Genomic DNA, 24,794 nt, shown 5'->3' on the forward strand with positions numbered 1-24,794 from the left:
GATAACCGGTCCATGTATTACAAGTAAACCAACTGTTATCCGTTTATTTTAGGTATATTTTTCTCCCTTCTTTTGCCGACTGTCTGGCAGCAGACAGGATTTTAACCACAATCAGGTTGTTCTGCAAAGAAGAAAGATCATTACCGGGTTTTAACTGCCCCCTGAGAACGGAGGTAACATAAGCAACATAATTCTGAAAAGGTGCCACTGGGACATCCAGCTTTTTAATGCTAAAATCCGACTCTTTCCCTTTGCGTTCACGTAAGGTATTCGGATCAACGGCCTGCAGGTAACCAGTCTTACCAAAAACTTCCAAATCTTTAATATTATAGGGCCAGTTCCAGGAAGCTTCAATGATGCCGGTCGCTTTGGGAAAATCCAGCACAATGGTCGCATCATCATCCACTCTGGGATAAATATCAGGTTTAATATGTCTAGTCGTTGCATAGACGGCTAAAGGAGCTTTGCCGTCCATCAACCAGGTCATTAGATTAGCCCCATAACAACCGAAATCAAATAAGGCCCCTGCACCATTGGTTTTGGGGTCAGTCAGCCAGCTCAGAAATTCAGGACTGCAACCTATCTCTTTAGGCCCCTGATGACCATCATGAGCGACCATCTTCCTTATATCACCGATCTGATCCGCCTTGACTTGGCTGTATAAAGTTTGATTGCTCGCATACCAGCTAGTTTCATAATCGGTTAATACCTGGATATGATATTTTTCCGCAAGGGAGACAATCTGCTCCGCATCTTTCACAGTGGTAGCCAGCGGCTTTTCTACCATGACATCCACATGAAAGGGTGCACAAATTTTTACAACAGAGAGATGCGCTGAATTTGGATCGAAAGCCATCACTACTTCCGGTTTTTTATGCTTCAACAGTGTAGAAAGATCTTTGTAGAATAAGGAATCCGCCAGATGATAATTCTTTTTAAACTTATTGATCAAGGCAGGATCCGACTCGGCAATTCCAATGATATCCACTTCTCCTTGTTTATAATGTTGCATCAAAAGATAAACATGGTCATGACTTAACCCTGCCAAGGCAACTTTTAATGGGCCTGTTTGAGCCGTAGCGGATAATTGCGAGGTGATCAAAGTAGCAAAAAAGAAAATCAACATAAAAAGGGTTAACCGGAATTTCATTCTAAAGAATTTAAAATAAAAAAATAGAGATGCAATTTGAGGATGCAAAAAAACCACGATAAGAGACTATCAAAAATACATTCAAAATGTCAATAAAAGAATGAAAATTAAAATTTCACAAATATCAAATCGTGGCTCATCGCCTTTTAGTTATTCAGCGTTTAATATCGCTCCCTAAGCGAAAGTTCCTGCTTCTGCATCTTTCCAGCGCTGTTCGCCTAATTGCTCTAATATTTGGGTACGTTGCTCCAATGTTGTGGCATCGTTATAACCTTTTGACATTACTCTTGTCATATCGTACATACCTGTTGTGGCAACGGCTTTTACACGTTTGTCAATGGCAGTAGTGTTTAATGCAAAACCTGCCCAACCGCAAATCCCGATGATACCAATTTTGTTTCTGTCCACACTCTTCTGTATTCCGAGAAAATCTACCGCCGAACTAAAATCTTCCGCACTGATGTCAGGCGAAGTAACATTACGAGGTTCGCCACCGCTTTCGCCTGTGTATGACGGGTCAAAAGCCAATGCAACAAAATCCACGTTCTGCCATTTGATTGGCATATAATCTCGAAGATTGCTCTTTTACCGCTCAGAAAGGTCCCCTGATGACAATAGCCCACAAAGGCTGATTGCCGTACTCTTTCGGCAGGTATAAATCTCCTGTCAATGTAATGCCGTACCGGTTTTTGAATGTTACTTTTTGGCGTGTTACTTTATCGCTCAACTCAAATGTATAGTGTTCTGTTTGCTCTGTCTGTTTCATTTCCTCCTCTGTTTATTTTGTTGGCAAGTTCCCAATGTTAGCAAAGCGGTTGTCATTATGATTGATAATTATTTCATTTTATTCTTCTTTAAATTGTTTTAATAATCTTCGCAGGAATACCACCAACAACTGTATTATCGGGAACATTTTTTGAAACGACTGCACCCGAAGCTACAACTGCATTTTCGCCAATCGTTACGCCTTGCAAAATGGTTGCTCCTGCACCAATCCAAGCGTTCTTTTTGATGTGGATAGGTTTAGGAATAAGTGCGTGTCTGTTTTCGGGTTCTGTCGGGTGTCCCTCTGATAACAAACTAACTTTTGGAGCTATCAATACGTTATCTTCAATGGTAATTCCTCCCAAATCCAAAAACGTACAATCGAAATTGATAAATACGTTTTTCCCGATTCTAGTATGCTTTCCGTAATTGATATACAAAGGCGTGAAAACTGCAACGCTTTCGTCAATTTCCGTACCTGTGATTTGGCTCAACAAATCCCTGATTTCTGTCTGGTCTATTGCATTGTTCATTTGAACAAGCAGCTTTTTTGTAGCAAATGAAGCTTCTATCATTTTGTAAGCTTCAGAGTCGTTTGGCAAAATGATTTCTCCATTCCGCAACCGCTCGAAAATATCTGTTCTCTGCATTATCTTAATTATTTACAATGCAAAGTTAAAAATAAAGTCTCACAACTGTTTTGTTGTAAGGTACAAATTACTTTTTTGCAAAGCTCAAAATAGATTATTAAATCTCTTATTTCAACTTTAGTTTCATCATTATATCGGTCTGCTCGTCATTGCCCAATTTGAAAATGTGCTTATCAAATTCTACAAAACCATTCTTCTTGTAAAAGCTGATTGCTCTTGGGTTTTCTTCCCAAACGCCTAACCACACATAGTCGGCATTTTTCTCTTTAGCAATTTCAATCGCTTTTTCATAAAGCACTTGCCCGACTTTCTTTTCGTGAAATTCCTTTAAAACATAAATACGTTCAATTTCAAGTGCTTTGTCATCCTGCAATTCTGTTTGTGATTGTCCGAAATTAAGTTTTAGATAACCGATTACGTTATTGTCAAGTGTTGCAAAATAAAATTCTGTATTTTTATCGCTTAATTCGGTTGTCAATTTTTCTATGGAAAATCCCTCGTTTAAATAATTAATCATATTTTCTTCGGTGTTTCCTGCCGAAAAGGTTTCATAGAAAGTTTGTTTACCAATTTTTGTAATTGGTCAATGTCGTTTAGTGTTACTTTTCTGATATTCAATATATCCATATTCAATATATTTCTGTTGGTGGTATTCCGTATTGCTTTTTAAATGCCGTAGAAAAGTGCGAAAGCTTTTTAAATCCGACTTCCGTACAAACGTCCTGCGCTTTTTTCTTTTCTTCTTTCAGCTTTATGTAAGCCATTTCCTTAAAAGAAGTTGCACTAAATGATTGTTTAAAATGGTCCAAATTAGATAACCTGTCAAATAAGATTCCAATATCAAACAGCTGCTTCATTACTTCCATTTGTTTTTCCGTAACGCCGCCGTCTGGATACTCAACCCGATATTTTATCCCGGTTGTATTTGGCGCAAAGGCTGTAATTTTATCTCCGGCAATGGAGTCGACTGTGGGAATAGATGCCAAGAGATGTGCATCATCTGTTTTTATCCATTCGTTTACAATGGGTGTGGAGATGACAGCCGGATAACCATGCTCTTCAAAAAGAACATCCAGTAAAATATTTTTTTCAACATTCTCCCATTGGGAATAAAAAGTCAATTGATAATGAGCCTTCGGAACTCCAGGTTTATAACTCCGGTATTCGTCAAGTTCATATCTTAGAAACACACCTTCCTGGCATATTTGCTTTAAAATGTTTTCTATTTTCTCCTGACTTTCAGTCGTAATTATATCCACGTCAACGGAGAACCGTTTAGGTTCCGGAAGTATTAAAAGCAAGCTCGTCCCACCTTTAAATGTATAACTCAGACCGGATTTCACTAAATGTTCCACCAAAGAAAGGGCATAGATAACCTTTTCCATGATGCTGGGATCGCTTTTCGTATAAATTTTCCTTTTGGCTTTAATCCAATCCGGTGTATATGATTCTGGCAATATCATTAATCGACTAATTCTTTTAAAAGAGTGTTTTTAGTAATAAATTCAATCATCACTTCGCCTTTGCCCCTTCTTTTGGCATACCTCAGCATTTTTGTAATATTGATACCGTAATTTTTATAGACGGTATTGAAGATATTTATAAGCTCGCCTCCCTGGAATGGCACGTATAGCTTCTTATCAATAAATAAATCAACCAATATTTTTTCCAGTGTAGGAACACTTAGATGCTTTTGCTGTTGGATAGGCGCTTTTGTAAGAAGTGTTTTAACAATGATTGTTTCTTCTTGTTCATATATATACTTTTCAATTATGTCTTCAGTAGGATTCAAGAACACATTTTTATAATTAGCATCCTTTAAAAAATAAAATACCGATTCCGTTGCCGATGCCTCTGCTTCTACCACCGTCAAAAATCTACCTGATTGATGTATTGTCCATTCATTCAGCCACCTTGTACTCCACACGCAACTATTAGCCGCAGGGAATTCCTTGGTAACTTTTATGCCAAGCGCTTTCAATTTAGGAGAGGTAATTGGCTGAAATAATTTTTTCCCCATTAATGTATAGAAATTCCGCTTCACAGATTGCAGGATATTTTTTCTTTTAGATTATGAATACGCCAGCTAAAGGTAGCTGGACTCAAATCTGGTTCGTACAACCTGTAGAATTCGTAAAGTTCATCCCGGGTAATATATTCTTTCCCATGAAACTTTTGTTCTAATTGATATGTCAAAAAGTTTGTAGCCATTTCTTGTTCTATAAAGTAAAATTACGTTAATAAGCGGACAATAAATGACATTTATTGTCAAATATTTGAAATCAAATAAAAGACAATAACTTACCTTTATTGTCTTTTATTTGATTATGCAATATAATGTTAAATTAAAATATTTTCTCCTATCTAATCTATCCTCTGCAAAACAGCAGAAAAATTCTGAAAGAATGTGGTCATATCAAGCACGTCTTTAAATTTCTGGGTTTTGGAAATATAATTTCGTTGTGATAGCTATCGCTTTCAGATAGTTAAAGAGTATGTTTCAACTCCAATCATGTTTTGGCCTTTGGGCATACCATGGGATTTCAGTTAGTGTTAGTTGACCCTAAATAATCATATACGTTATGCTAAAAGCATTAAAAAATAAGTAATAAGTCGAAATCATTTAAACTTAAAACAATAAGGTCGAATTGACAACAGTGATCAAATCAAGCAAAATTACAGCCATCGACTGCCGTCAGTGCGGAAATATTATATGATTTTCAATAGTTTGGAGCCAGTCTCCGTTATTATGTATTTTTGATTCGGGCTGCTTGGCATTTCGGGAATAGTCATCTTAATCCACCCAAATTGAAGCAATGGATCTAAATAACGTTTCTTGGCATCAGTATGATTCTTAAGGCCAATAGTCTCAAAGATTTCAGTACGGCTTTTAGGCTTATCCAATTGGCTTAAAATAACACCGACCTTATCATGCACTGAATTACTTAATACTTTCTGAGCCTGGTCGTTAGCTTGGTCGCCAGCTTGGTCGTCCGAACTATTCAAAAACGACAGTATGTCATCTAATGATTTGATTTTCAATACATCACCTTGGTCGTCAGCATGGTCGGGGTCAGTGGCTTTTATCGATTTTCCATTAACGCTCGCACCGTAGAAAGGGTGCACCTTTAGTGTCACCAAAGTATAGGTCTTATCATCCGTTTCAAAAACGGGGGCCGGAGAGCCATTATTCGCCATTGCCTTATAAATAATAGGGAAACCTGTACCGCGCCCTTCAGTTAAGTGCAGCTCTTTTAGAAAATCGCCAATGCGCCTATTTCTATATTCTCTGGCAAAAATATGCTGCTCATTTTTTAACACCTTCCCATCAACAGGAGGCAATGGTCCTGGATAGCTCAGAAATGTTATCTTATCCGGAAATACCTGAACTTCAATAGGTGATCCTAATTCATAGCTTTTATGATAGACGGCATTAGACAATACTTCCTCTAATGCCCGATAAGGGAAATTATAAAAACGATCTGCCTCGGCCCTATCTGGATGTTTTACTACTCGTTCAGCAAGAACATTTGTTCTAAGAAAAGTCAACGTTTCGCCAATTTGTTTGTGTAATGGCCCTTTAAAATAAAATTCTTCAAACTCTCTACCCGAGTCATCTTTATGCACAACCAATTCGATCCATGACCTCGGGAAGAAACGCTCTGGAGCCAGAGAAAAGAAAAGTAATCCCACGTTGACCGGCCTCACATGCTCAATTGGTCCTTTCACAATATACATTGCCCTACAAAGGTCCATTAAAGGCATCCGATCACTTTCATTAAATAAATCACTTTTTACTCCCTGAAGGTATTCCCGTATCAATCCCAGATTAAAATCCTCAATAGTAGCTTGATTATTCATCCGGTCATCAAATGGAATCCTTGCTGTCAACTCCTGTAATCGCCTAAGGGTTTCACCCTTAGCAATAACAGAAGCAGCTCCTACTCGGACATAAGAATTCAGTCTACCACCCTCTTTCCCGAGAGAATCCGGAGCTGAATACGGCCTATTATCCCCTGCAGGACACCAAAGTACCAAAATATGTTTTCCTTCTAAATAATAAGGTTGCATTATCGGGAAATAACTAGGTATAATCCTGTTTCCCAGCTCAATAACCTTTTTCTGTATTTTATCGAGTTCATCTTGTGGTAATCCCTCTGGAGGCAAAACAGGTTGCCCTGCATCTTCATTTATGCCAACAATAATATACCCCCACCCCAATTGTTTAAGTCATTGGCAAAGGCACACATTGAGCGAACAATAACTTCAGGATTCCAGCCTTTTTTAAATTCCAGCCGTTCCCATTCAATGGTCTTCCCGTGAACTAATTCTTCTATATTTAAAGGTAATGCCATATTATTTTAAATAACTTTAATTTGGCTTCTGGAGTCAACTGCTTTAATAACTGCCTCAAATTTTCATCTTTTGTCGTGTCATTAACAAAACCATTGTCTCTGAATACCACACGTAATGTCTTTATTTTCTCTTTAACGATTCCTGGACAATTTCAACGGCCTTTAGTGCAAGGTCATCATCCTTTAGGATCTCATAAACTTTATTGGCAAGCCATAAAGTCTGCAACTCAGATTCTGAAACACCATACAACGTCGAAAGCTTGGGAAGATAACTTTTGCTTACCGGCTTATCGCTGCTTTCCATTTTACTGATATAAGCAGTATCTACTTCCAATGCAGCGGCAACCTGTCGCTGTAGTAATCCCTTGGCTTCTCGTAATGTTTTTAGTTTTTGGCCTAACATTTATTACAATTATTTTACTTGTCCATACACGGACAAATATACAAAATAAACTAAAACAAAAACCTAATTATTCAACTGAATTCTGGTAGACTCTAACACCCGAAGTAATCCTTGCAATAGGCAAGGATTACTTCGGGCGATCACATTCAACGTTTTTTATCCTGAGACTTCATTAATTTTACTTAGAAGAACGACCCAAATGAAAAGAAAAATGAAGATGATTCACCCTGGTATAATCCTATTTGAAGAGATCCTTCTTCCAAATAACTATTCGATTGAACTAGCAGCGGATCTATTAGGCACCTCAATAAGCGATTTGTCTTCCGTAACAAACGGGAATAGCCCCCATAAGTCCAACATTGGCTGAAAATATCTCTCGGCACTTCGGTGGATCTGCTGAATTATGGCTCCGGCTTCAAAAAGCATTTGATTTTGATCAAAAAGGATGATTCGCAATCGATTCGTTTTTAGTTCAGCCCACAATGGCTGGACACAAAAGAAAAGAGGTAGAATAAGCATAGTAAAACACCACCAACAGAATACTTTAAGTATAGTAAACGGTGACTAAAAGGGTAGTAAACATATAGTGTACGACCTTAGCAGAAACGCAAGTCGGTATATATCAAGATGCTGCAATTCCAACACAATCCCCAAGTAGTCAAAAATGCATATTTTACACACCGACAGCCTCCACACTGCCTGTCCACCTTGTTGTTACCACTTTGACCCTGAAATATTTCCTATTTAGTTACAATACGTGTGTTAAATCCAGCCGAGCAATTGTTTGTACATAAAATCAAAAAGCAGTCACAAATTAACGTAACTGCTTTTTTATTTGCACACAATTTGATACACATTTTTGTATTTACAGTTGGTTAAAATTATTTTTAGAAATCTCATCTGGATAATAAGCACCCATATGGGTCACCTATAATGAATCATATGAGCCACTCATCTTTTAATGTTTTGTTTGCAAGTAATCCCCCTGATTATTGATGATTAGCATTAATTTGAAATGACTGAACCTCAATTAACCAAAATAAATGATCAAGGGGGTTAAAGATGTACAATACCAGGCCGAATCATTCTTATACAGGGTGTCTGAGGGCAAAGAAGTGCCATCCCGATTGGATAATATCAGTTAGGTCGAAAACGGAGTAGGCTGCCAACTATATATAATGCTATTTTTTTTGGAGCACCTACCATGCAGAATTCGTTCCTTCGGGGAAAAGCATGATATTTGCTAGCATTAGAAGAATTACTAACAATTTTATATAGTATTGAGTAGAATGGAACAGTCAGAAATCATTATATATCAAACAGACGACGGGATAGCCAATGTTGTTCTTATGGCAAAAGATGGCAATATCTGGATGAACCAAAATCAATTGGCTGAACTTTTTGACACCTCTAAACAAAATATAGGGCAACATATCAAAAGTATCTTGGAAGACAAGGAGTTAAGTGTGGATGCAGTTGTAAAGAATTACTTTACAACTGCATCAGACGGCAAAAATTATGAAGTGACATTTTACTCTCTGGATATGATTCTCGCCATTGGTTTCAGAGTGCGAAGTAAGCGCGGAACGCAATTCAGGATTTGGGCAAGCAAAAACCTGAAAGCGTATATGATTAAGGGGTTTGTGATGGATGACGAACGCCTGAAAAATCCCGATGGTAGACCAGATTATTTTGATGAATTGTTGGAGCGAATTTGTGAAATACGAACTTCAGAAAAGCGATTTTATCAAAAGGTTCGTGAATTACTTTCGCTTTGCAGTGATTATGATGCTACAGATAAATCCACACAAATGTTCTTCGAAACTCAAAATAAATTACTGTATGCAGTTACACACTAAACTGCTGCGGAAATTATCATTAGTCGTGCCGATGCCGATCAAGCCAATATGGCATTAACTTCCTGGAAAGGCAACAAAGTTCGTAAACAGGATATTTTGATAGCAAAAAACTACCTGAATACAGAAGAATTAGACCAATTAAACAGACTCACTGTTATCTTTTTAGAAACAGCAGAATTAAGAGTGAAAGAGCGAAAAGACTTAACGCTTAATTATTGGAGAATCAATGTAGACAGACTTTTGGATTTTAATGAAAAAGAAGTTCTGGACCATAAAGGAAGCATTTCACACGAACAGATGGAAAAGAAAGTCAATGAAATTTATGCCGCATTTGACCAAAAACGGAAAGCGTTTGAAGCAAAACAAGACGATTTGAAGGATTTGAATTTCTTAGAACAAAAAATAAAAAACAAGCACAAATAAATGGCAGACAACGAAACAGCACTGCAGCCGTAAACCTTTAGGGACTTTAAGAGCCAAAAGCTAGAAGTTGCAGGCTGAAAAAATGATGCGGACTGTGGAGATCGGTGTGTATGGTTTCCTTAGCATTTGTCTTATAGCCTCTAATTGTATGTATTTTTATTTTCATCATGCTTCCGTTTAGCTAAACGCCATCCAATTAGAGAAAATAAAAGTAACAATAAAGCAATGATAATTCCCCAGCCCCAGACAGGGAAAACAGCGGTTGTCCGCAAAGGATGTGCGAGCGGTGTATTATTGCCATAATACAAAAGCCCGGCCCAATAATATGGAAGTTTGGCGGTGGCATTGGTTGGATCTGTTGTCAGCCATTGCTTTTTGGCCAGATATAATGCGCCTGATTTATCGCCGGTTTCCTGCAGGTTTTTATAATACAGTGCGGTTAGTTTTGAGGCCGTTTCATCATTTATATTCCATAGAGCAGCAATTACGCCTCCGGCACCCATTGCCGTAAATTCACGGGCAAGGCTTATAATACCTTCCCCAGGAGACAATAAGCCCCCTGCCGTTTGGCAGGCACTGATGAATACCAGGGAAGGATGTGCCTGCAAAGGGTATAGATCTGCCAATAAAATTTTCATATCCGCCATTTGCAGGGCGGGGATCTGTTTATCTCCCATTAGTATGGCATGGGTACTGATATGAACCACTTCACTTTGCTGTAGGGCCTTTAAGAGCTGTTCTGCCGTGGCGGCTGTATTTTTATAATAAAGGCCGGCTACTTGGTTATGAATACTTTTTGCTTCCTGATCGACCCCGTTTAATGTGGCCAGTTGATTATTGCCTGTAGGATTAATAAAAAACCCGCTGAAGCCATTGATGTTTTTAATTGTCGCAAATTGCTTTTGAGAATGCGTCCATACGGCCAGGGAATAAGCCTGACTTGTTTCGGCTTTTTGCAATAAATAAGGCCAGCTTGCCGGATTGGAATGATAATTTGAGTCGGTAGTCAGGGCTTCAAATGGCAACCTTCCCAGGACACCATCGGGAATAATCAATAACTTACAATAGTCGTTTAGAGTGCCCAGGCCAAGCCTTTGGTATAGATAAAATGCATTTTTATAAAATAATGCAGGATTATTTACCATTTGTTCAGGTCCATTGCTAAACCAACGGTGTACAAATTGTGCAACCTTGTCTGGAAAGTCCATGGTAACATTCAGTGAAGTAAAACTCAGAATGCCTTTATTGTTTATGGAAAATCCATACCATTTATCGGGACCTGTAAAATACTCCCATGCGATCATACCTGGTGGTAATGCGGAAATTATTGTATTTATATCAATTTGGCTGTCCCAGGTAATCGCCGGATATTTTTCTTTTACCTGCTTGTCGATCAGGGATAATTCATATTTTGTGGCCTCTATCTTTTGTTGCCAATCCTGGTTTTCCGCTGTCTGGTTTTCCTCCAATGCATCCATTTTGGAATGGATATAAAAGGAGATGACCTGACGAAGTTTCTTTTGTTGGATGAGCAGGCTATCATCAGATGCCTGGCTGGAATAGGCGCTGCTTTTCTGTAAATCGTCTAATAATAACCGGGCTTTATGCGCTTCTGCAAATTGAAGTGCTATCCAGGCATATTTTTTATTATCCGTCCCTTGAAATAGGTGATAGGCAATACTGATTGCCTCCTCGGTCGTTTGAAGGCTCTGTTGCTGAAGGAGCCTTTTAGCTTCAACACTGAAAATGGTTGTCCTGAGTTTTTGGAGTACAATTGCTGCGCTTTGATAGCCCATGAGTGCCAGGCTGTCCTTACCCATAAGGTGTAGTATTTGTGCTTTACCGGTTATGGCATCCAGCAGGGTGTTTTCTGCATAGAGAAGGTGAGGGGCCGGCCAGGCCGCTTCGTCTGGGAATTGATTTGGGAGCAGCCCGGCGAGCGCCAGATTGAAATATTTAAATGCATTATTAAAGTTGTTGGACGTCTTGTATACCTGACCCAGGGAGACCAATACTTTCATTTTTTCACGTTGTCTGGACCTTGGGAAGTACTGATCATAAAGATGCTTTGCCTGCCTGAGTAACGAAATTGCCTGGCCATATTGCTTTTGTTGCCTGGCGATAGCAGCAGCAGTACAAAGTGCGCCTCCATACCAATAAGTATTATTGGCGCCTCGTTCAAGTTTTTGTGCTGAAAAGAGTGCCAGTGCTTTACTGATGATTAACTGCGCAGTATCTGTAGATCCTTCGGCCTGCAATATATCTGCGAGTGTACTAAAAAGCAGACCCTGTAAGGCGGAACCTGCTTTTACTTTTTGTAGCCCCTGTCGGGCATACTTTATGGCGTCTTTGGGTAGATCATTCCAGCGAGCTGTTGTGCTTAAATTTGCCAGGGCGGCTGCCTGCTGCATGGAGTCATTCATGCGCACTGCCCGCCTTAAACCTTCCTGTTGAATGTACAGCGCCCGCTTATAGTCACCGAGCCTGGTGTAATTATTGCCCAGGGGTTTAATCAAATAATCCAGGAGCTCACTGTCACGAATGGCCTTGTGGCCTTTTGCCAGCTCATACGCCTGTTCATATAGATCAGTTGACTGAAGGATATTGCCATATTGCAACTGATAGTAGCCGCAGAGGATTAGCAGATAAAATAAGGCGACTCTTTCGGGGTCCGTTGCGGGCTTTCTCCAAATCCTGTTAAAAGGGAGGGCTAGCTGTTGGATATGCTGACTGGGACTCGGGGAAAAATAATCATACCAGGTGTTTAGCCAGCCAGCTAATTGGTCAGCTTTTTGAAGACTATCCAGTCTGCGATCCAGATTACCCGGAAGGATGGGTACTTTACTGTGTTTTGCTATTATTGTACTGTCATTACCAGAAATAGCCCTGGCCATTGCTTTATTTGACCCCGGCAGTATAAATAACCCTATCAGAAGCAGGGTCATGATATTTGTAGAGGTGATTGACATTTTGCAGATGATATTTATGGTCCAACAGGCCTTTATCTACCGGCCTTTATAATCGCCATAAGGCATAGGCCATTACGCCCGTCTTACCCGGAGAAAAGAAATGTAATAACCTCAGACCGAGTGCGGGACCTACTCTTACCTTGCCCACATTCAAATCAATAAATGCACCCGGATTTATATGGGAGAAGGTTTTGGTTTGTGTCATAGTTGCGCCTGGTATATCTACTATTGTTCTGTCTTTTATATTTTGTACCCGGGTTAAAGGCGTAATGGTCGATTTTTCTTTGAGATTGCCTTGAAGCCAGAGACCGGACCCCAGACTGAACCAGTCATTTAGGTTTTTTCTGATTTCGAGTGGCACAATATCCAGGCTAACAAGACTTGTTTCAGTGGTGTTGCCTCTTTCTGTGACCATATAACCTATGCCTTGGATGGAGGTATCTCTGGGCTCTGCTATTGAATTAAATTGTGTGCTGGTCGATTTTTGATGAATGCCCAAGTAGGCTTCGACCTGGAAATAGAAGCGGTAGGGAGAATAGGGAGCAAGAGCACCTCCCAGAATAAAGGGGGAATTAGGACCTCTCTGGTCTCCAAAGCCCTTAAGATAACCGGCAATTACCGTGGGAGACAACCCTTTTATAAACCTGGTATGCATTTTATTGGTATAAACAGGCTCGTTTTTGTCAAAAATGATCCCTGCCTGCGACCAGAAGGGAATTTTGGGCGGTTTTTCTTTAAACTGGAGTTGGTATTGAACGAACCCGTTGGTTGAATCTTTATCTTCAACGCCTTGTTGACGCATACCTGGTAAATAGATGTTTTTGAATATAAAGTGGATACTATCCTTTGTATACAAAGTGTCAAGACAGCTTTGCCCTGGCTCGGCAGTGCTGCAGGGTATGCATTTAGGATATTGGTCAATAAGGGTCAAGGTTGAGGCGTCCAGCTCAGTGGGCACTTTGATGCCTATTTTTATGGTGCTTGTAGGGCCTTTACCAGTATTCTGAAACCTGACTTTGTATTTGAGCTTTTTATGTTGCCCCATGAACCGGTAATTCAAGCGCCGATTCCTAAGCATCAGCCTATTAGGGTCATGGGAGGCGACAATCTGAAGGGCCAGGTTGTTTTCAAAAACGGGGTGTTCCGGGTCGTCTGGAATCATTAATGCACTTATCGTAACCGTGGCATTGGTGTCTTTGATCATCTCAGGGGTGGTGTGCAAAATGGCGTATACATAACGCTGCTCACCGGCCTTTAAACCTTCAAAATGCAGGGAGTGTGAGGTTTCAAACAGTAAATTTTTGCCCTGTAGGATACTGATTGTTGTGTTATTACTAACTATCTTTGAGCTGATAAAGTGGTTGGGTCCGCTACTTGGAATTTGATTATAGGCATATAAAGGAACGACCTTGCCCGATTCACAGCTGGCCAGCAGGGTGGTCATATCTGTGGTTTGTTCTTTATGGTAGTTCCTGAGATCCGTCAGACCAAAGTTCTTTTTCTTAAAGGCTTTATCATTATAAAATAAAACCAAGGAGCCATTTAACGCTTCTTTACTGCCGCCTGGATTTTGATAGCCAATTATGCAGACCATATCCTCCCCCGGTTTGGGCATCCGGTTTACCTTTAATTGAATCTGATTGCCCTTGCTGAAAAATCCCGTATGACCCTGATTGGTGGCCGCTATATTATTTTGGGTCACATTAATTCTTCTGGGTCGGGTTGGCGGGGTTTTACCATCATCATAATTATTGGTCGCATATAATTGCACATTATAGCTGCCGGTATCGCTGAAACCATGAATGGGGCTTTCATCGAAGCTAAAGTTGCCATCGCCAAATTCCCAAAAATAGGTATAGAAGGCCTCAGGCGCACCCGCAATTTGCCTTAAGGGACGTAAGTTCGGCTGAAACTGAATAAGGGATTCCTTTTGTGTCCACCCAATCTGTGGCGCAAGAGAATCGTTTTGCTGCGCCATCAATGGGCTGCCAAAAACAAGGGCTACCGGAAGCATCAGCAATGGTAATAATCGTTTGGTTTCAATCAACATAGCAGCCTGTTATTAATTTAATACATTAAAGGTAATTATAATTTTAAAAGATACAAAATCCTATGTCAATGGGTGAATGAACATGTGGTACATTCATATTTTTCACTTCACATTATTGGCTAATGGAATTTAACAAGCGTCAGCCCCCTTAAGAGGAGCTGACGCTTGTCAAACAGACTATATATCAAACACATTAGGTTAGCAAAATTTCCTGGATATGAGCAGGATCATCTTACTGTTTCAAAATCTTAATTTCTGTTCTTCTATTTGCCTGATGTTGGTCCTCTGAACAAGGAACACCATTGATGCAGCCGTTAACAGGGCGGGTTTCTCCGTAACCTCTCGCCTCTAAGCGGGTTGAGGAAATTCCTTTGCTGACAAGATATTGTACGGCGGAAGTAGCTCTTTGCTGAGAAAGTTTCATATTATAACTGTCTGAACCTCTACTGTCGGTGTAGGAAGATAGTTCAATTGAAATCGTTGGATTGTCTATCAGCATACGATAAACATTGTCCAGAATAATCGCTGCATCCGTTCTGATATTGGCCTTATCAAAATCGTAATAAATATCCTTTAGTTCAAAGTGCGCACCTTGTTTTAATTCGTTTAAGGCCAGGCGAAGATCCACATAAAGGGTCTTGCTTCTGTCTAACCCCTTGGTGGTGACGGCTTCTTTGTTAGAGAAGTAACCTTTTTGCTCTGCGTAAACCGTATAATCAGCGTTGGGTTGCAATTGGAACCTGAACTCACCATTGTCATCTGATACCTGAAAATTGTTTTCACCGCCTTTATTTTGGTTCAGAGTCGTTTTTACATGGGCTATTCTGGCATCCGTCTTTGCATTAAGCGTTTGGCCGACCAGTGTGAACCGGGGATCATTATGTAATAATTCGCAATTTATGACCCGGGCCTCGCCTTTAAAATCAAAGCTGTTTAATTCAGTAGCCGTGGTTTTTATTCCATTTAATAAACCGACAATGGCATAATTACCTGCCGGGATATCTTTAATTAACGGCAAAGCACCATTGACATCTGTTATGCCGGTATAAAAAGGTTGCCCATCTTTAAATACAGTTACAGTTACACTACCTAAGGCATATCCAGTTGGTTTATCCTTGACCGTAATCAACAGGTCTTTATTTTGAATGGGCTTGGTGGTTACGACAGGCGCAGGTATTACTTTTACTATTGGTCTTGATTTATGCCGTTTGCCCAACCAGAATTTAACCCCGATGCTGGCGCTCAACAGTCCTAAGTTTTTCTTTTCAAAGTCTCTTTTATAGTTAAGTTCACTCACACCGATAATCGTTCTGGTTTTAGGCTCCAAATGTGGGTCTTCGCCTGGAGTAGCAGGCTTAAAATCTTCCTTCCATGTTCCTTTGTACATTAATTTTCCCCGAAAGGACTGCTGACCGGCCAGATCAGCCGCCAGTATATACCAATAGGAAGCGTTGGCAGTTACTGAAACTTTGGGTGTGATAAAGTATTCAATACCCAGCGCTCCTCTGGCCATAAGGTTGATTTCTGATTGACTCTTGAGGTCCGCACTGGTGAAATCAGTAGGGGATCCTGAAGCCATAAAAGTTTCTTTACTCATGGCATACTGGTTATAATTTCCCTCAATTGCTACATCTACCGGCCCTGCAATCTGGTCATTCGGCTTTGAATAATAATCGTATTGAAGGGTGTTCATGGAGGTGCCATGACCCTGCACAAAATAATAACCATAGTCGGTCATGCCTATACCTGCATTTAAACTAAGAGATGCCTGCAGCCGCTTTTTGCCCATCCAGAACTGCGGTCCTGTCATTGCATACCAGGAGCTAAAATTGGTCATTGAGGCTGTATCGATGGTCGGTTGATCAAATAAAAAGGTTCGGTCGTCCCTGGTGGTCTTTTCCCACATCCAGTTTGGACTTGAACTTTGCAGTATATCGTAGCCGTTCAGGGATGTATTTCCATGTTGCCCACTGGGTAACTTTCTGTCTATGGACAGCCTTCCGAGATTTAATTGCCAGCCGAACCAGCTGTTTTTGGCTCTCCAGCCCAAATTAAGCTCAGCAAATTTGCCACTTGTCAGGTAGTAGGCAGGATCATTAGCGATGTCCTTATTACTAAATAAGTACCCCGCCTGAGCCCCTATGTACAAGGCAGAAAGCCCCACTGGATATAATGATGTATCAAAACTGGCTTTGGACTGTTGGGCCTGTGCCGGTAATAATGAAACGATCGATATGATTATTAACGTACAGATTCTAAGTAATTGTTTGCTCTTCATCTTTGACAAATTTTAATGATTGGGTATGGCCGTAGTTTTCTACTACTGCCGCTTTACACAAGTATATAAACAGGGGGAAGGTTTTGTTACCTCTGTTTGGCCGGAAAATTCAAAAAATATTTTCTGACTTAACAGACAGGAGGACTGAATGCAGCTGTACTGTATTAATGGCCTGTATGTGTGCGGTTTAGGGTAGCCAGCCGTGGTAAGGAGATGGCCAATTAAATCAATGCCGCAGGCCTTGTATAAGCCTGTTTACAATTTTATCTGCCAACAGGGGTCACAAATTGGAGATTATATTTATTTAACCTTGAAATGCGCTTTGTTAACGCTAAAAACTAGATAGATATGAAAAAATCAATTGCGACCCTTATCATGGTGGTATCAGTGTTGATTTCGCTTATAGTAAGTAAAAAGATGGGAGAAAATAGCCTGATGATTCCATCCAACGGAAATTCATATTTTGACCAGCCGCAGCCCAGTGGTGGGCTGCCGCCCAAACAAGCGGTTTTTAAGGTTAGCCGTAACGGGTTGGAGGATTCTACCAATAGCTACAAAGATTGGATACAAGATCAAGGCAGGTCTGGCAAGGACTCGGTAAATAATTTGGGAATAACAGGCAAGGACTTAGTAGGTGCCAAAAAACAAGTAGTGGTATTTTAGACGGGCTTATTTGCCGGGTCAGAAAGCCTGTAACTTAGATCCCGCTGTTATGGGGTTAGTTCTGCGATTAATTTTTATCTTTGGAATCAAGGCATGTTATCCTTGAGGAAAATCAGATTATGGCAGAAACGAAAGCAATTCATGCAGATCAACACTTTATTATCGGAATACTGGGTAATGATGGTAAAGTAATTGATTTGATATATAAAAAATTTGCACCAGGCATAAAACGCTGGATTTTGAATAACAGCGGATCTGGCTTCGACGCCGACGATATATTTCAGGAAGCGCTTATTACGATTTTTCGACAGGCAAAAGAAAATCAACTGGCGCTCACCTGTCCTTTTGAGGCGTATTTGTTTTTGATTGTAAAAAGGATGTGGCTGAATGAATTGAAAAGAAGAGGCAGACAGGGGGCAACAATAGATATAGAAGATGCAGGTGATATCGGGACCCATCAGTTTAAAGAACTGGAAGGTCTTATAGAGACACAGGAAAAAGAAAATATAATTATGCGTTTTTATCAAAAACTGGGCGATCGTTGCCGGGAAATTTTGCGGCTTTGCTTGCAAAAAGGCAGTTCCCAGGAAATAATAGCCGATCAACTTGGCGTTTCCTACGGCTATTTACGTAAAAAGAAATCGGCCTGTATGGCACAGCTTATTAATAGTGTGCACAGCGCAAATCTTTAAAAATGAAGATCATGACAGAGTCAAATGCTGAATATATTGAAAGTTATCTGAATAATGATTTATCCAGTGACGAGCGTGCACAATTTGAAGCACGTTTAAGGCAGGATACCGGGCTTCAGGAGGACTTGGATATGTATAAACAAACAGCAAATCTTCTTAGTCGCAGACTTGATCTTTCTACGGAAGAGCGGGCATTTAGAGAATCATTGAACAGTGTACGCAGCCAACTGGAAACGACTGCATCAGTGAAGACAATAAGATCCAAAGCCAGATTGTGGGTCAGTATAGTTGCCGCAGCTGCCATTATACTATTTATATGGTCTCCCTGGCAGGTGAATTTATTAAATCATTATGGACAATTAGAAATGACAAGTCCTGTTGTCAGGGGAGACGAGGTGCAATCAACCCAAGAGCAGATTGCAAAACTTTTTAATGCAAAACAGTATAAAGAAGTTGTTGTCTTACTGGACAGTGCGGTTGTCGCTGATCCTGCTAATATGCAGAACCTGTTTTATCGGGGTATAAGCTATCTACATTTGCAGGATTACCAAAAAGCCAGACAGGATTTGAAAACTATATTTGACGGATCCTCTGTTTACAAGTATGAGGGAGCTTATTTTACGGCACTAAGTTTCCGGATTGAAAAACAAAATGTTTCCTGCCGAATATGGCTACAAAAAATACCGAAGGATGCTGCCATTTACCCCAAGGCTCAAAAGTTGTTGGAGGAGACTCCAAAGGACTAGCAGCCCCGTTTCCAGCTCCACCATCCAATATTAATGCGGTATTATTGTAAAATAGGATGAGTGTCCATAACTTAATTATTATCTGGTACATAATTCAATTACTGGATACACAGGGCTTCGCCGCCGCCCTTTAGCGATACAAAGCATGTTTGGGTTTGCTTTAATATATGAATTAAATGAATAATGTATTTAGAAGAATCCTCTCCAAGAATTGCATTTATGACTTGAAGCTAGGCATTTCAAAAAACAGATTAATAAAAAAATAATGAATACTCTCACAGCATTTATGTGGTAATAGGCCCTCCTAGCTGAACAGAGGTGGACGAAGGTTTTAACACAAGCAACATAATATTATGATATGATAATTGCCAATCATTCAGCCATACATCCTTATCATTCATTCTGAACAAGTTACACCCAAAACACCCGTCATTCTTTTCATATCACCCAAAAATGCGATTAAAGGCGAATAGATCGTTTATTTGTGTTAAGTTAAATGCTTAGTCCCCCTGAAGCTTGCCAAAATAATCAAGATTTTTTAAATAACTCTCCTCCCAAAAAAACACTGAAAATACTTAACTTTGAACAGTAAAGCTCTTTGTTTTGAGGTTTGCAGTAGTTTACTGGCAAATTACTGGCAAATTTTGTAAAAATGAAAAAGTAGTTATGAAATTCGTTCATAACTACTTGATTCTTAAGTGGGCCCACCTGGGCTTGAACCAGGGACCCCCTGATTATGAGTCAGGTGCTCTAACCAGCTGAGCTATAGGCCCCAAATTTTGATGGTTTCAAAATTCGAGGTGGCAAAAATAAAGATTTATTCTAAAAATCAATCCTTAATCTGAATTCTTTTTAAAATAATCGCTTTTCTCTAATGTCCGCTTTGTAAATACTGTTTTAATATATCTGATTTAGGATGGTTGAATATCTCATCAGGCGTCCCCTGTTCAATGATCTCCCCAAAATACATAAAGACAATATGATCGGCCAGCCTTTTTGCCTGTCTAAGTATATGAGTAACAACTATCAAAGTATAATCCTCCTTTAATCTTAAAAATTCTTCTTCAATCTTTCTACTGGAAATAGGATCCAGGGCAGAAGTGGGTTCATCCGCCAGTATGATTTCAGGGCCTACAGCCAGCCCTCTGGCCAGGCAGAGCCTTTGCTGTTGACCAATGGATAGCCTGGCAGCTGGCCCATGCAAACGATCTTTCACCTCTTCCCATAGCCCCACATCCCTTAAATGCTTCTCCACCTTCTCTTTTACTACCTTTTTGTCCCTAATCCCCTTTATTTTCAGACCATAGGCAATATTCTTGTAAATAGACATCGGCAATGGGAATGGCCTTTGAGACAATAAGCCCATTTTCTGGCGAATTGTCGTCAAATCCTGCGTTGGGTGAAAAATATCCTCCCCATCAATTAAAATCTGCCCCTTTACCTTCAGACTCGGATGCAAATCAGATAATCTGTTTAGGCATTTCAGCAAAGTAGTCTTGCCGCAACCTGATGGACCTAATAAAACCGTTATTTTCCCTTTTGGGATATCCAAATGGATATCTTTCAATATTCTGGTATCCCCTGCCTGAACATTAAAATCCCTGATTTGTAAAATCGGTGAATCGGACGTTTGAACGGAGGTATTTGGAAAGGCTCCAGAAGTGGCACCTGCCTCGCCCCCATTCACCTGTTGCACCTGATCTATTATGGTTGAACTATTTGACATGACTACTAAACTTATTATATTACAAAATATTCTTTTTGAATCTCCGGGTAGATAACCGGGATACAAGACTTATAATTAAAATGATTGCCGTAAGTATCAAGGCAGCCGCATAGGCTCTGGCCTTTACCTCTGGAATCGGGGAACTTAGTTGAAAAAATATGGCAAGCGGCAATGTAGCAGTTGGATCTTGGACGGTTTGCGGAATATGATCAGTATAGCCGGCGGTAAAGAGCACCGAAGCAGCATCTCCGATCCCTCTACCAAAGGCTAATAATATTGCTGTGATAAAACCCGGTAATGCTTGTCTGAAAAATACAATAAAAGCAATCTGAGTCCGGTTGGCTCCAAGACTATAGGCTGCTTCCATCAGTCCCTGCGGGACGGTGCGCAGCACCTCATCGAAGGCCCTGATAAAAATTGGTACAATAAATAGCGTAACAGTAATAATACCTGCCAGTAAAGATGCCCTGATTTGCAAATAAGCCATAAGCGCAAACCCAAATGCACCAAAGACAATGGATGGTACACCCCAAAGCGCATTTAAAAGAAAACGAATAGCACCCACAAATTTAGTCTTAGTTACCCAGTGAACATTCATCCCCAAAGCCACAGGAAGTCCTAATAACAATGCACAAAAGGTGGATCCGGCGGCCAAATAAAGGGATCCTACAATGGCATTCAAAATACCGCCACCTTTCCCAAAATAAAAGCCTCCTTGCGGTTCCTGACTGATCATCTCCCAGCTCATTGCATGATAGCCCTTTTTAATAATGACGCCCATAATAAAAAGAAAAACCAGGATAATGGACAGTGTCACGATCCGCATCAACCATAAAAAGAATTGCTCTTCCAGTAATTTTCTTTTTTGCATTTGATTATTATTATGCTATTGTATCGTTCAAGAACTTTTTTTGATAAAAAAGTTTTGCGAATTACTTAAAAATAAACCGATTATAAATATTACTGCTCCTTAATTCGGTACAAGAAAAAGCTGGTTATACTGTTAAATACCAAGATGATGACAAATAAAAGTAAGGCCGCAAACATCAGTGCCGAATCATATAAGGGCACAGACATCATATCTCCATAATTATTAGCGATAAGCGCCGGTAACGGATAAGCAGCATCAAAAACACTTTTTGGCACCTTAGCCACATTTCCTACGACCATTAAAACAGCAATAGTCTCTCCCAGCGCTTTGGAAATCCCCAGGCTAAGTGCAGCAATAATACCTGTCAATCCTTTTTTGAGCACGACCCACTTGATCGTCTCCCAGTAAGTAGCCCCTAAAGACAAAGAGGCTTCTTTCAACTCAATGGGTACACTTCTAAATACCTCCATCAGCATATTGAGCATATAAGGCACTGCCATAATGGCCAGCACAATGCCCCCTGATAGTAAACAATAACCTGTTGTGGTGAGCCCTAATGCTGGAGCGACATAATCTGCCAGCAAAGGAACAATGACTAAAACACCCCAAACACCATAGACAACGGAAGGAATACCAGCCAGAACATCAATTACAAAATACATGCTTTGCGTCAGCCATTGAGGACTATACTCAGTGAGATAAATAGCCGCTAATAGACAAACCGGTGCTGATAAGACAAAAGACAGAAGCGTCACCCAGACAGACCCCATTATAAAGGCATAGAACCCAAAATGACCTTGTTGAGGCGAAAATTCCGCAGAATGCAACATGGTCCCAATTGAGGCTTGTTCCAGTAATGGAAGCGATTTTATCACCAACCCTGCTCCAATTACCAGCGGTAGCAATATCAAAAAGAGCACCGCAAAATTTAACCAGCCAGTGGACAATCTATCCGTTAATTTAGCCGGAAGGATAAGTCTTTGTAACGCTGCCATCTATTTGTGTTTCTATAGTTAGTATTAATTCAGCTTGTCTAATTGTTCCTTAATCTTCGCGTCTGTTAGTGGAACATATCCTGCTTGTTTCACAAACTGCTGGCCATCAGTCAGCACCCACTTCAGAAAATTGATGATATCTGGATTGGTCGGCTTGCCTTTGGTAATAAAATACAGATCGCGTGCAGGTGGAGAAGGGTACCTTCCGTCAGAAATTGCCTGCAGGATACTATCTGCATTTTCATAGAAATCTTCTTCTGGATCAATCTGCCGATTGTTATTTTGATCAATCGGTATAATGTCAATACCAGGCCTTTTCTTACCAGTCGTGACATCATAAGCATAGGCAACATTATTAAAACCCACCCCATTGGCATCCTTGCCTACGGCTTCTGCCAAACCGGGATCACCATAAATTCCGGTTCCTTTAATATTTTCCTGCTTGCCCCCAAAGTAATCTGCCCAGGTATCGGCGGCTCCTGCTGCATCAGAGCGGGTGTAAACCACCACATTTTGGCTATAGGCTGTATCCAATAGTGATCCCCAACTAATATCGCTTTTACCGGATAGGTAGACTTCTTTTAGTTGATCCTTGGTTAGTCCCTTTTTTCTGATACGGTCGGCTACGGGGTTTTTCAAACTAAATGTGGGTAAAACCGCATCTTTGGCAACAGCAAAGACCCAGATATCCTTTTGTTTTTCTGAAGCCGTCAGCTGCCTGGAAAACATGGCGATATCCGCCGCTCCTGCCAATACATCGGTCAACCCCTTGCCGGCACCGCCGGCAGAGACATCAAAGCGTAAGTCTGGCGCCTTGGTTTTATATTGTTCCGTCCATTTTACACCCAATGGATATAGTGCAAAAGCCCCTGAAATGGTTATGTTTTTACCCTTCTTGCCACCGCCGCAGGAAAGCAAACCAGCGGCAAGGGATCCAAAAACAGTAATGATTAATAAAGATTTAATACGCATCTTTTATGTTTTAATGATATTTAAATATTGTTTAAATGAGGTTTTAAAAAAATACCTATCGGGATTAATAAAGCTTGAGATTATGGTAGATCGTCAGCCTGGCAATATCTCTGTGGTAATACTGTTGTCCAGAACTGCGTTCCTGGAACCAGTTCAGATACCCAAGCTCGACCTGAAAGGATTTGGAAAGACCATAATTAAGTCCAGCGTAAATCCTATTCTGATCAAAAGTATTTGCAACAATACTATGGCCCACATTTAGCAGAATCTCATCGAAGGCCACAGCTGTTAAAGTTCCGGCCGCTGATTTTTGTTTGATTAATGGATATTTTAGTTGGAACCGGTACCTGGCCCTGCCCTGGTAATGATACCCATCTGTAAGCTCTGTGGATGTGCTATTATGAATCCATCGCTCCTCAAACTGAAACCTATGCTGAATCCCCAAGTCCCCCAGATTCTGAGAAGAAGTCAGGTATTGGTGGGGTCTTAATTCTGGAGCGGTGACGACTGTTTCCTGGTCAGGATCTGCTGGACTTGATGCCAGGTAATAAGAAAAACCCGCACCTGCCGCCCAGCCTTTGCCCAGTTTTCTTTCAACCGCAACGCGCGGTAAAAACCAGTTACTTTGCCGATTATTTTTAAAAAATCGTCTGTCTTCAATTTCAAGATTCAGACTCCAGTCATCCGAGAGTTTATATTTTCCAAAATACCGGACCCAATATTGACTTTGGTGGGTTACTTGTTTTTGCCCGAATGCAGGGCTGCCTATACCGGCTACACCAAATGCCAACCAGACAAGCGGTTTATACGTATAACGTTTCATATTATTATTTGATAATGTGTATTGATAAAAATTTGATCCAATACATCCATTTGTTCCATTATCAATAATGCAACTAGCAAGGCCCCCTCTTGGTGTGTTATATAATGTATACTGCATAATATGCCCAACAATTTATTAGTCTATTATTTTAGTAGACTAAATAGGTAATAAAAATGGAGACTTTTTATCTCCCATAAATTTTAAAACGCCTAACAATTCATTGCCATGTAGGAAACAGTTATTTAATTGCTTTGCCATGCAAAACCCTAACCGCGCTGCAAACATAATACAAAGTCTACTAATTAGGTAGACTTTTAAATGATTTTTTTTTAAAATTTTTTCAATCTTACAATTAATATACTAATTATCAATCTATTACTAAATAAACATTTTAATACTTTCAT

21 protein-coding genes, 1 tRNA gene and 1 pseudogene are annotated in these 24,794 nt (G+C 40.2%); 4 read left to right on the forward strand and 19 right to left on the reverse strand.

Going from position 1 to position 24,794, the window contains the following annotated elements; all coding sequences use genetic code 11:
- Nucleotides 1-43: 43 nt before the first annotated feature.
- From FSB73_RS07825 to FSB73_RS07860, 10 genes are all read right to left on the reverse strand, one after another.
- Nucleotides 44-1,150, reverse strand: coding sequence for a Gfo/Idh/MocA family protein (locus FSB73_RS07825; protein ID WP_225974603.1), 1,107 nt, complete (start codon nt 1,148-1,150; stop codon nt 44-46).
- A 174-nt stretch (nt 1,151-1,324) separates the two neighbouring features.
- Nucleotides 1,325-1,693, reverse strand: a complete 369-nt coding sequence (locus FSB73_RS24505) for an alpha/beta hydrolase (RefSeq protein ID WP_225974604.1) — start codon at nt 1,691-1,693, stop codon at nt 1,325-1,327.
- A gap of 49 nt (nt 1,694-1,742) precedes the next feature.
- On the reverse strand, nt 1,743-1,916 hold the full coding sequence (locus FSB73_RS24510) for an alpha/beta hydrolase (RefSeq protein WP_225974605.1): 174 nt from the start codon (nt 1,914-1,916) through the stop codon (nt 1,743-1,745).
- 88 nt (nt 1,917-2,004) lie between these two features.
- The gene (locus FSB73_RS07835; protein ID WP_146780968.1) at nt 2,005-2,565 is read right to left on the reverse strand and encodes a sugar O-acetyltransferase; all 561 of its coding nucleotides are present in this window, start codon (nt 2,563-2,565) and stop codon (nt 2,005-2,007) included.
- Between the two features lie 106 nt (nt 2,566-2,671).
- Complete coding sequence (locus FSB73_RS07840) at nt 2,672-3,082, reverse strand: GNAT family N-acetyltransferase (protein WP_225974606.1); 411 nt, start codon at nt 3,080-3,082, stop codon at nt 2,672-2,674.
- Nucleotides 3,083-3,194: 112 nt separating this feature from the next.
- Complete coding sequence (locus FSB73_RS07845; protein WP_146780969.1) at nt 3,195-4,028, reverse strand: nucleotidyl transferase AbiEii/AbiGii toxin family protein; 834 nt, start codon at nt 4,026-4,028, stop codon at nt 3,195-3,197.
- Nucleotides 4,028-4,621, reverse strand: a complete 594-nt coding sequence (locus FSB73_RS07850) for a DUF6577 family protein (protein WP_317132870.1) — start codon at nt 4,619-4,621, stop codon at nt 4,028-4,030. Before FSB73_RS07850 ends, FSB73_RS07845 begins: the two co-directional genes overlap by 1 nt.
- A 653-nt stretch (nt 4,622-5,274) precedes the next feature.
- A complete protein-coding gene (locus FSB73_RS07855) occupies nt 5,275-6,786 on the reverse strand; it encodes a Fic family protein (protein ID WP_225974608.1) in 1,512 nt (503 codons plus the stop codon).
- Complete coding sequence (locus FSB73_RS24515; RefSeq protein ID WP_225974609.1) at nt 6,756-6,920, reverse strand: AlbA family DNA-binding domain-containing protein; 165 nt, start codon at nt 6,918-6,920, stop codon at nt 6,756-6,758. The genes FSB73_RS07855 and FSB73_RS24515 overlap by 31 nt, the downstream gene beginning before the upstream one ends.
- Before the next feature lie 121 nt (nt 6,921-7,041).
- Nucleotides 7,042-7,323: a helix-turn-helix domain-containing protein gene (locus FSB73_RS07860; RefSeq protein ID WP_146780970.1), complete on the reverse strand. Its 282-nt coding sequence runs from the start codon at nt 7,321-7,323 to the stop codon at nt 7,042-7,044.
- A 1,373-nt stretch (nt 7,324-8,696) separates the two neighbouring features.
- On the opposite strand from FSB73_RS07860, the pseudogene FSB73_RS07865 reads away from it, so the two are divergent.
- Nucleotides 8,697-9,605 (forward strand): annotated as a pseudogene (locus tag FSB73_RS07865) (virulence RhuM family protein).
- 140 nt (nt 9,606-9,745) lie between these two features.
- Here the strand turns inward: FSB73_RS07865 and FSB73_RS07870 are convergent.
- The 3 genes from FSB73_RS07870 to FSB73_RS07880 form a co-directional block, all read right to left on the reverse strand.
- Nucleotides 9,746-12,574 carry a CHAT domain-containing protein gene (locus FSB73_RS07870; protein WP_146780971.1) on the reverse strand — a complete coding sequence of 943 codons (2,829 nt, stop codon included), beginning with the start codon at nt 12,572-12,574 and terminating at the stop codon, nt 9,746-9,748.
- 46 nt (nt 12,575-12,620) lie between these two features.
- Nucleotides 12,621-14,624 carry a PKD domain-containing protein gene (locus FSB73_RS07875; RefSeq protein ID WP_146780972.1) on the reverse strand — a complete coding sequence of 668 codons (2,004 nt, stop codon included), beginning with the start codon at nt 14,622-14,624 and terminating at the stop codon, nt 12,621-12,623.
- 232 nt (nt 14,625-14,856) lie between these two features.
- Nucleotides 14,857-16,902, reverse strand: a complete 2,046-nt coding sequence (locus tag FSB73_RS07880; protein ID WP_146780973.1) for an OmpA family protein — start codon at nt 16,900-16,902, stop codon at nt 14,857-14,859.
- Between the two features lie 348 nt (nt 16,903-17,250).
- On the opposite strand from FSB73_RS07880, the gene FSB73_RS07885 reads away from it, so the two are divergent.
- The 3 genes from FSB73_RS07885 to FSB73_RS07895 all read left to right on the forward strand — a co-directional run bounded on the left by FSB73_RS07885 (nt 17,251) and on the right by FSB73_RS07895 (nt 19,003).
- A complete protein-coding gene (locus FSB73_RS07885) occupies nt 17,251-17,565 on the forward strand; it encodes a hypothetical protein (RefSeq protein WP_146780974.1) in 315 nt (104 codons plus the stop codon).
- Nucleotides 17,566-17,684: 119 nt separating this feature from the next.
- Nucleotides 17,685-18,257, forward strand: coding sequence for an RNA polymerase sigma factor (locus FSB73_RS07890; RefSeq protein WP_146780975.1), 573 nt, complete (start codon nt 17,685-17,687; stop codon nt 18,255-18,257).
- A gap of 11 nt (nt 18,258-18,268) precedes the next feature.
- Nucleotides 18,269-19,003, forward strand: a complete 735-nt coding sequence (locus FSB73_RS07895; RefSeq protein WP_146780976.1) for a hypothetical protein — start codon at nt 18,269-18,271, stop codon at nt 19,001-19,003.
- Nucleotides 19,004-19,702: 699 nt separating this feature from the next.
- Here the strand turns inward: FSB73_RS07895 and FSB73_RS07900 are convergent.
- The 6 genes from FSB73_RS07900 to FSB73_RS07925 form a co-directional block, all read right to left on the reverse strand.
- A tRNA-Ile gene (locus tag FSB73_RS07900) sits at nt 19,703-19,776 on the reverse strand.
- A 98-nt stretch (nt 19,777-19,874) separates the two neighbouring features.
- Complete coding sequence (locus tag FSB73_RS07905) at nt 19,875-20,729, reverse strand: phosphate ABC transporter ATP-binding protein (protein ID WP_146780977.1); 855 nt, start codon at nt 20,727-20,729, stop codon at nt 19,875-19,877.
- Between the two features lie 19 nt (nt 20,730-20,748).
- Complete coding sequence (locus FSB73_RS07910) at nt 20,749-21,600, reverse strand: PstA family ABC transporter permease (RefSeq protein WP_146780978.1); 852 nt, start codon at nt 21,598-21,600, stop codon at nt 20,749-20,751.
- Nucleotides 21,601-21,689: 89 nt separating this feature from the next.
- The gene (gene pstC / locus FSB73_RS07915) at nt 21,690-22,595 is read right to left on the reverse strand and encodes a phosphate ABC transporter permease subunit PstC (RefSeq protein ID WP_146780979.1); all 906 of its coding nucleotides are present in this window, start codon (nt 22,593-22,595) and stop codon (nt 21,690-21,692) included.
- A 24-nt stretch (nt 22,596-22,619) separates the two neighbouring features.
- On the reverse strand, nt 22,620-23,567 hold the full coding sequence (locus tag FSB73_RS07920; protein ID WP_146780980.1) for a PstS family phosphate ABC transporter substrate-binding protein: 948 nt from the start codon (nt 23,565-23,567) through the stop codon (nt 22,620-22,622).
- A gap of 64 nt (nt 23,568-23,631) precedes the next feature.
- The gene (locus tag FSB73_RS07925; RefSeq protein ID WP_158639464.1) at nt 23,632-24,390 is read right to left on the reverse strand and encodes a DUF2490 domain-containing protein; all 759 of its coding nucleotides are present in this window, start codon (nt 24,388-24,390) and stop codon (nt 23,632-23,634) included.
- Nucleotides 24,391-24,794: the final 404 nt, after the last annotated feature.

Origin of the sequence: Arachidicoccus ginsenosidivorans (genome assembly GCF_007971385.1) — a bacterium.
GTDB classification, from domain to species: domain Bacteria; phylum Bacteroidota; class Bacteroidia; order Chitinophagales; family Chitinophagaceae; genus Arachidicoccus; species Arachidicoccus ginsenosidivorans.

What these genes read in the sequence shown, in the direction of transcription:
- FSB73_RS07825 (WP_225974603.1), bottom strand. Translation starts at nt 1,150, where the DNA reads ATGAAATTCCGGTTAACCCTTTTTATGTTGATTTTCTTTTTTGCTACT.
- FSB73_RS24510 (WP_225974605.1), bottom strand. Translation starts at nt 1,916, where the DNA reads ATGAAACAGACAGAGCAAACAGAACACTATACATTTGAGTTGAGCGAT.
- FSB73_RS07835 (WP_146780968.1), bottom strand. Translation starts at nt 2,565, where the DNA reads ATGCAGAGAACAGATATTTTCGAGCGGTTGCGGAATGGAGAAATCATT.
- FSB73_RS07840 (WP_225974606.1), bottom strand. Translation starts at nt 3,082, where the DNA reads ATGATTAATTATTTAAACGAGGGATTTTCCATAGAAAAATTGACAACC.
- FSB73_RS07845 (WP_146780969.1), bottom strand. Translation starts at nt 4,028, where the DNA reads ATGATATTGCCAGAATCATATACACCGGATTGGATTAAAGCCAAAAGG.
- FSB73_RS24515 (WP_225974609.1), bottom strand. Translation starts at nt 6,920, where the DNA reads ATGGCATTACCTTTAAATATAGAAGAATTAGTTCACGGGAAGACCATT.
- FSB73_RS07860 (WP_146780970.1), bottom strand. Translation starts at nt 7,323, where the DNA reads ATGTTAGGCCAAAAACTAAAAACATTACGAGAAGCCAAGGGATTACTA.
- FSB73_RS07870 (WP_146780971.1), bottom strand. Translation starts at nt 12,574, where the DNA reads ATGTCAATCACCTCTACAAATATCATGACCCTGCTTCTGATAGGGTTA.
- FSB73_RS07875 (WP_146780972.1), bottom strand. Translation starts at nt 14,624, where the DNA reads ATGTTGATTGAAACCAAACGATTATTACCATTGCTGATGCTTCCGGTA.
- FSB73_RS07880 (WP_146780973.1), bottom strand. Translation starts at nt 16,902, where the DNA reads ATGAAGAGCAAACAATTACTTAGAATCTGTACGTTAATAATCATATCG.
- FSB73_RS07885 (WP_146780974.1), top strand. Translation starts at nt 17,251, where the DNA reads ATGAAAAAATCAATTGCGACCCTTATCATGGTGGTATCAGTGTTGATT.
- FSB73_RS07890 (WP_146780975.1), top strand. Translation starts at nt 17,685, where the DNA reads ATGGCAGAAACGAAAGCAATTCATGCAGATCAACACTTTATTATCGGA.
- FSB73_RS07895 (WP_146780976.1), top strand. Translation starts at nt 18,269, where the DNA reads ATGACAGAGTCAAATGCTGAATATATTGAAAGTTATCTGAATAATGAT.
- FSB73_RS07905 (WP_146780977.1), bottom strand. Translation starts at nt 20,729, where the DNA reads ATGTCAAATAGTTCAACCATAATAGATCAGGTGCAACAGGTGAATGGG.
- FSB73_RS07910 (WP_146780978.1), bottom strand. Translation starts at nt 21,600, where the DNA reads ATGCAAAAAAGAAAATTACTGGAAGAGCAATTCTTTTTATGGTTGATG.
- pstC (WP_146780979.1), bottom strand. Translation starts at nt 22,595, where the DNA reads ATGGCAGCGTTACAAAGACTTATCCTTCCGGCTAAATTAACGGATAGA.
- FSB73_RS07920 (WP_146780980.1), bottom strand. Translation starts at nt 23,567, where the DNA reads ATGCGTATTAAATCTTTATTAATCATTACTGTTTTTGGATCCCTTGCC.
- FSB73_RS07925 (WP_158639464.1), bottom strand. Translation starts at nt 24,390, where the DNA reads ATGAAACGTTATACGTATAAACCGCTTGTCTGGTTGGCATTTGGTGTA.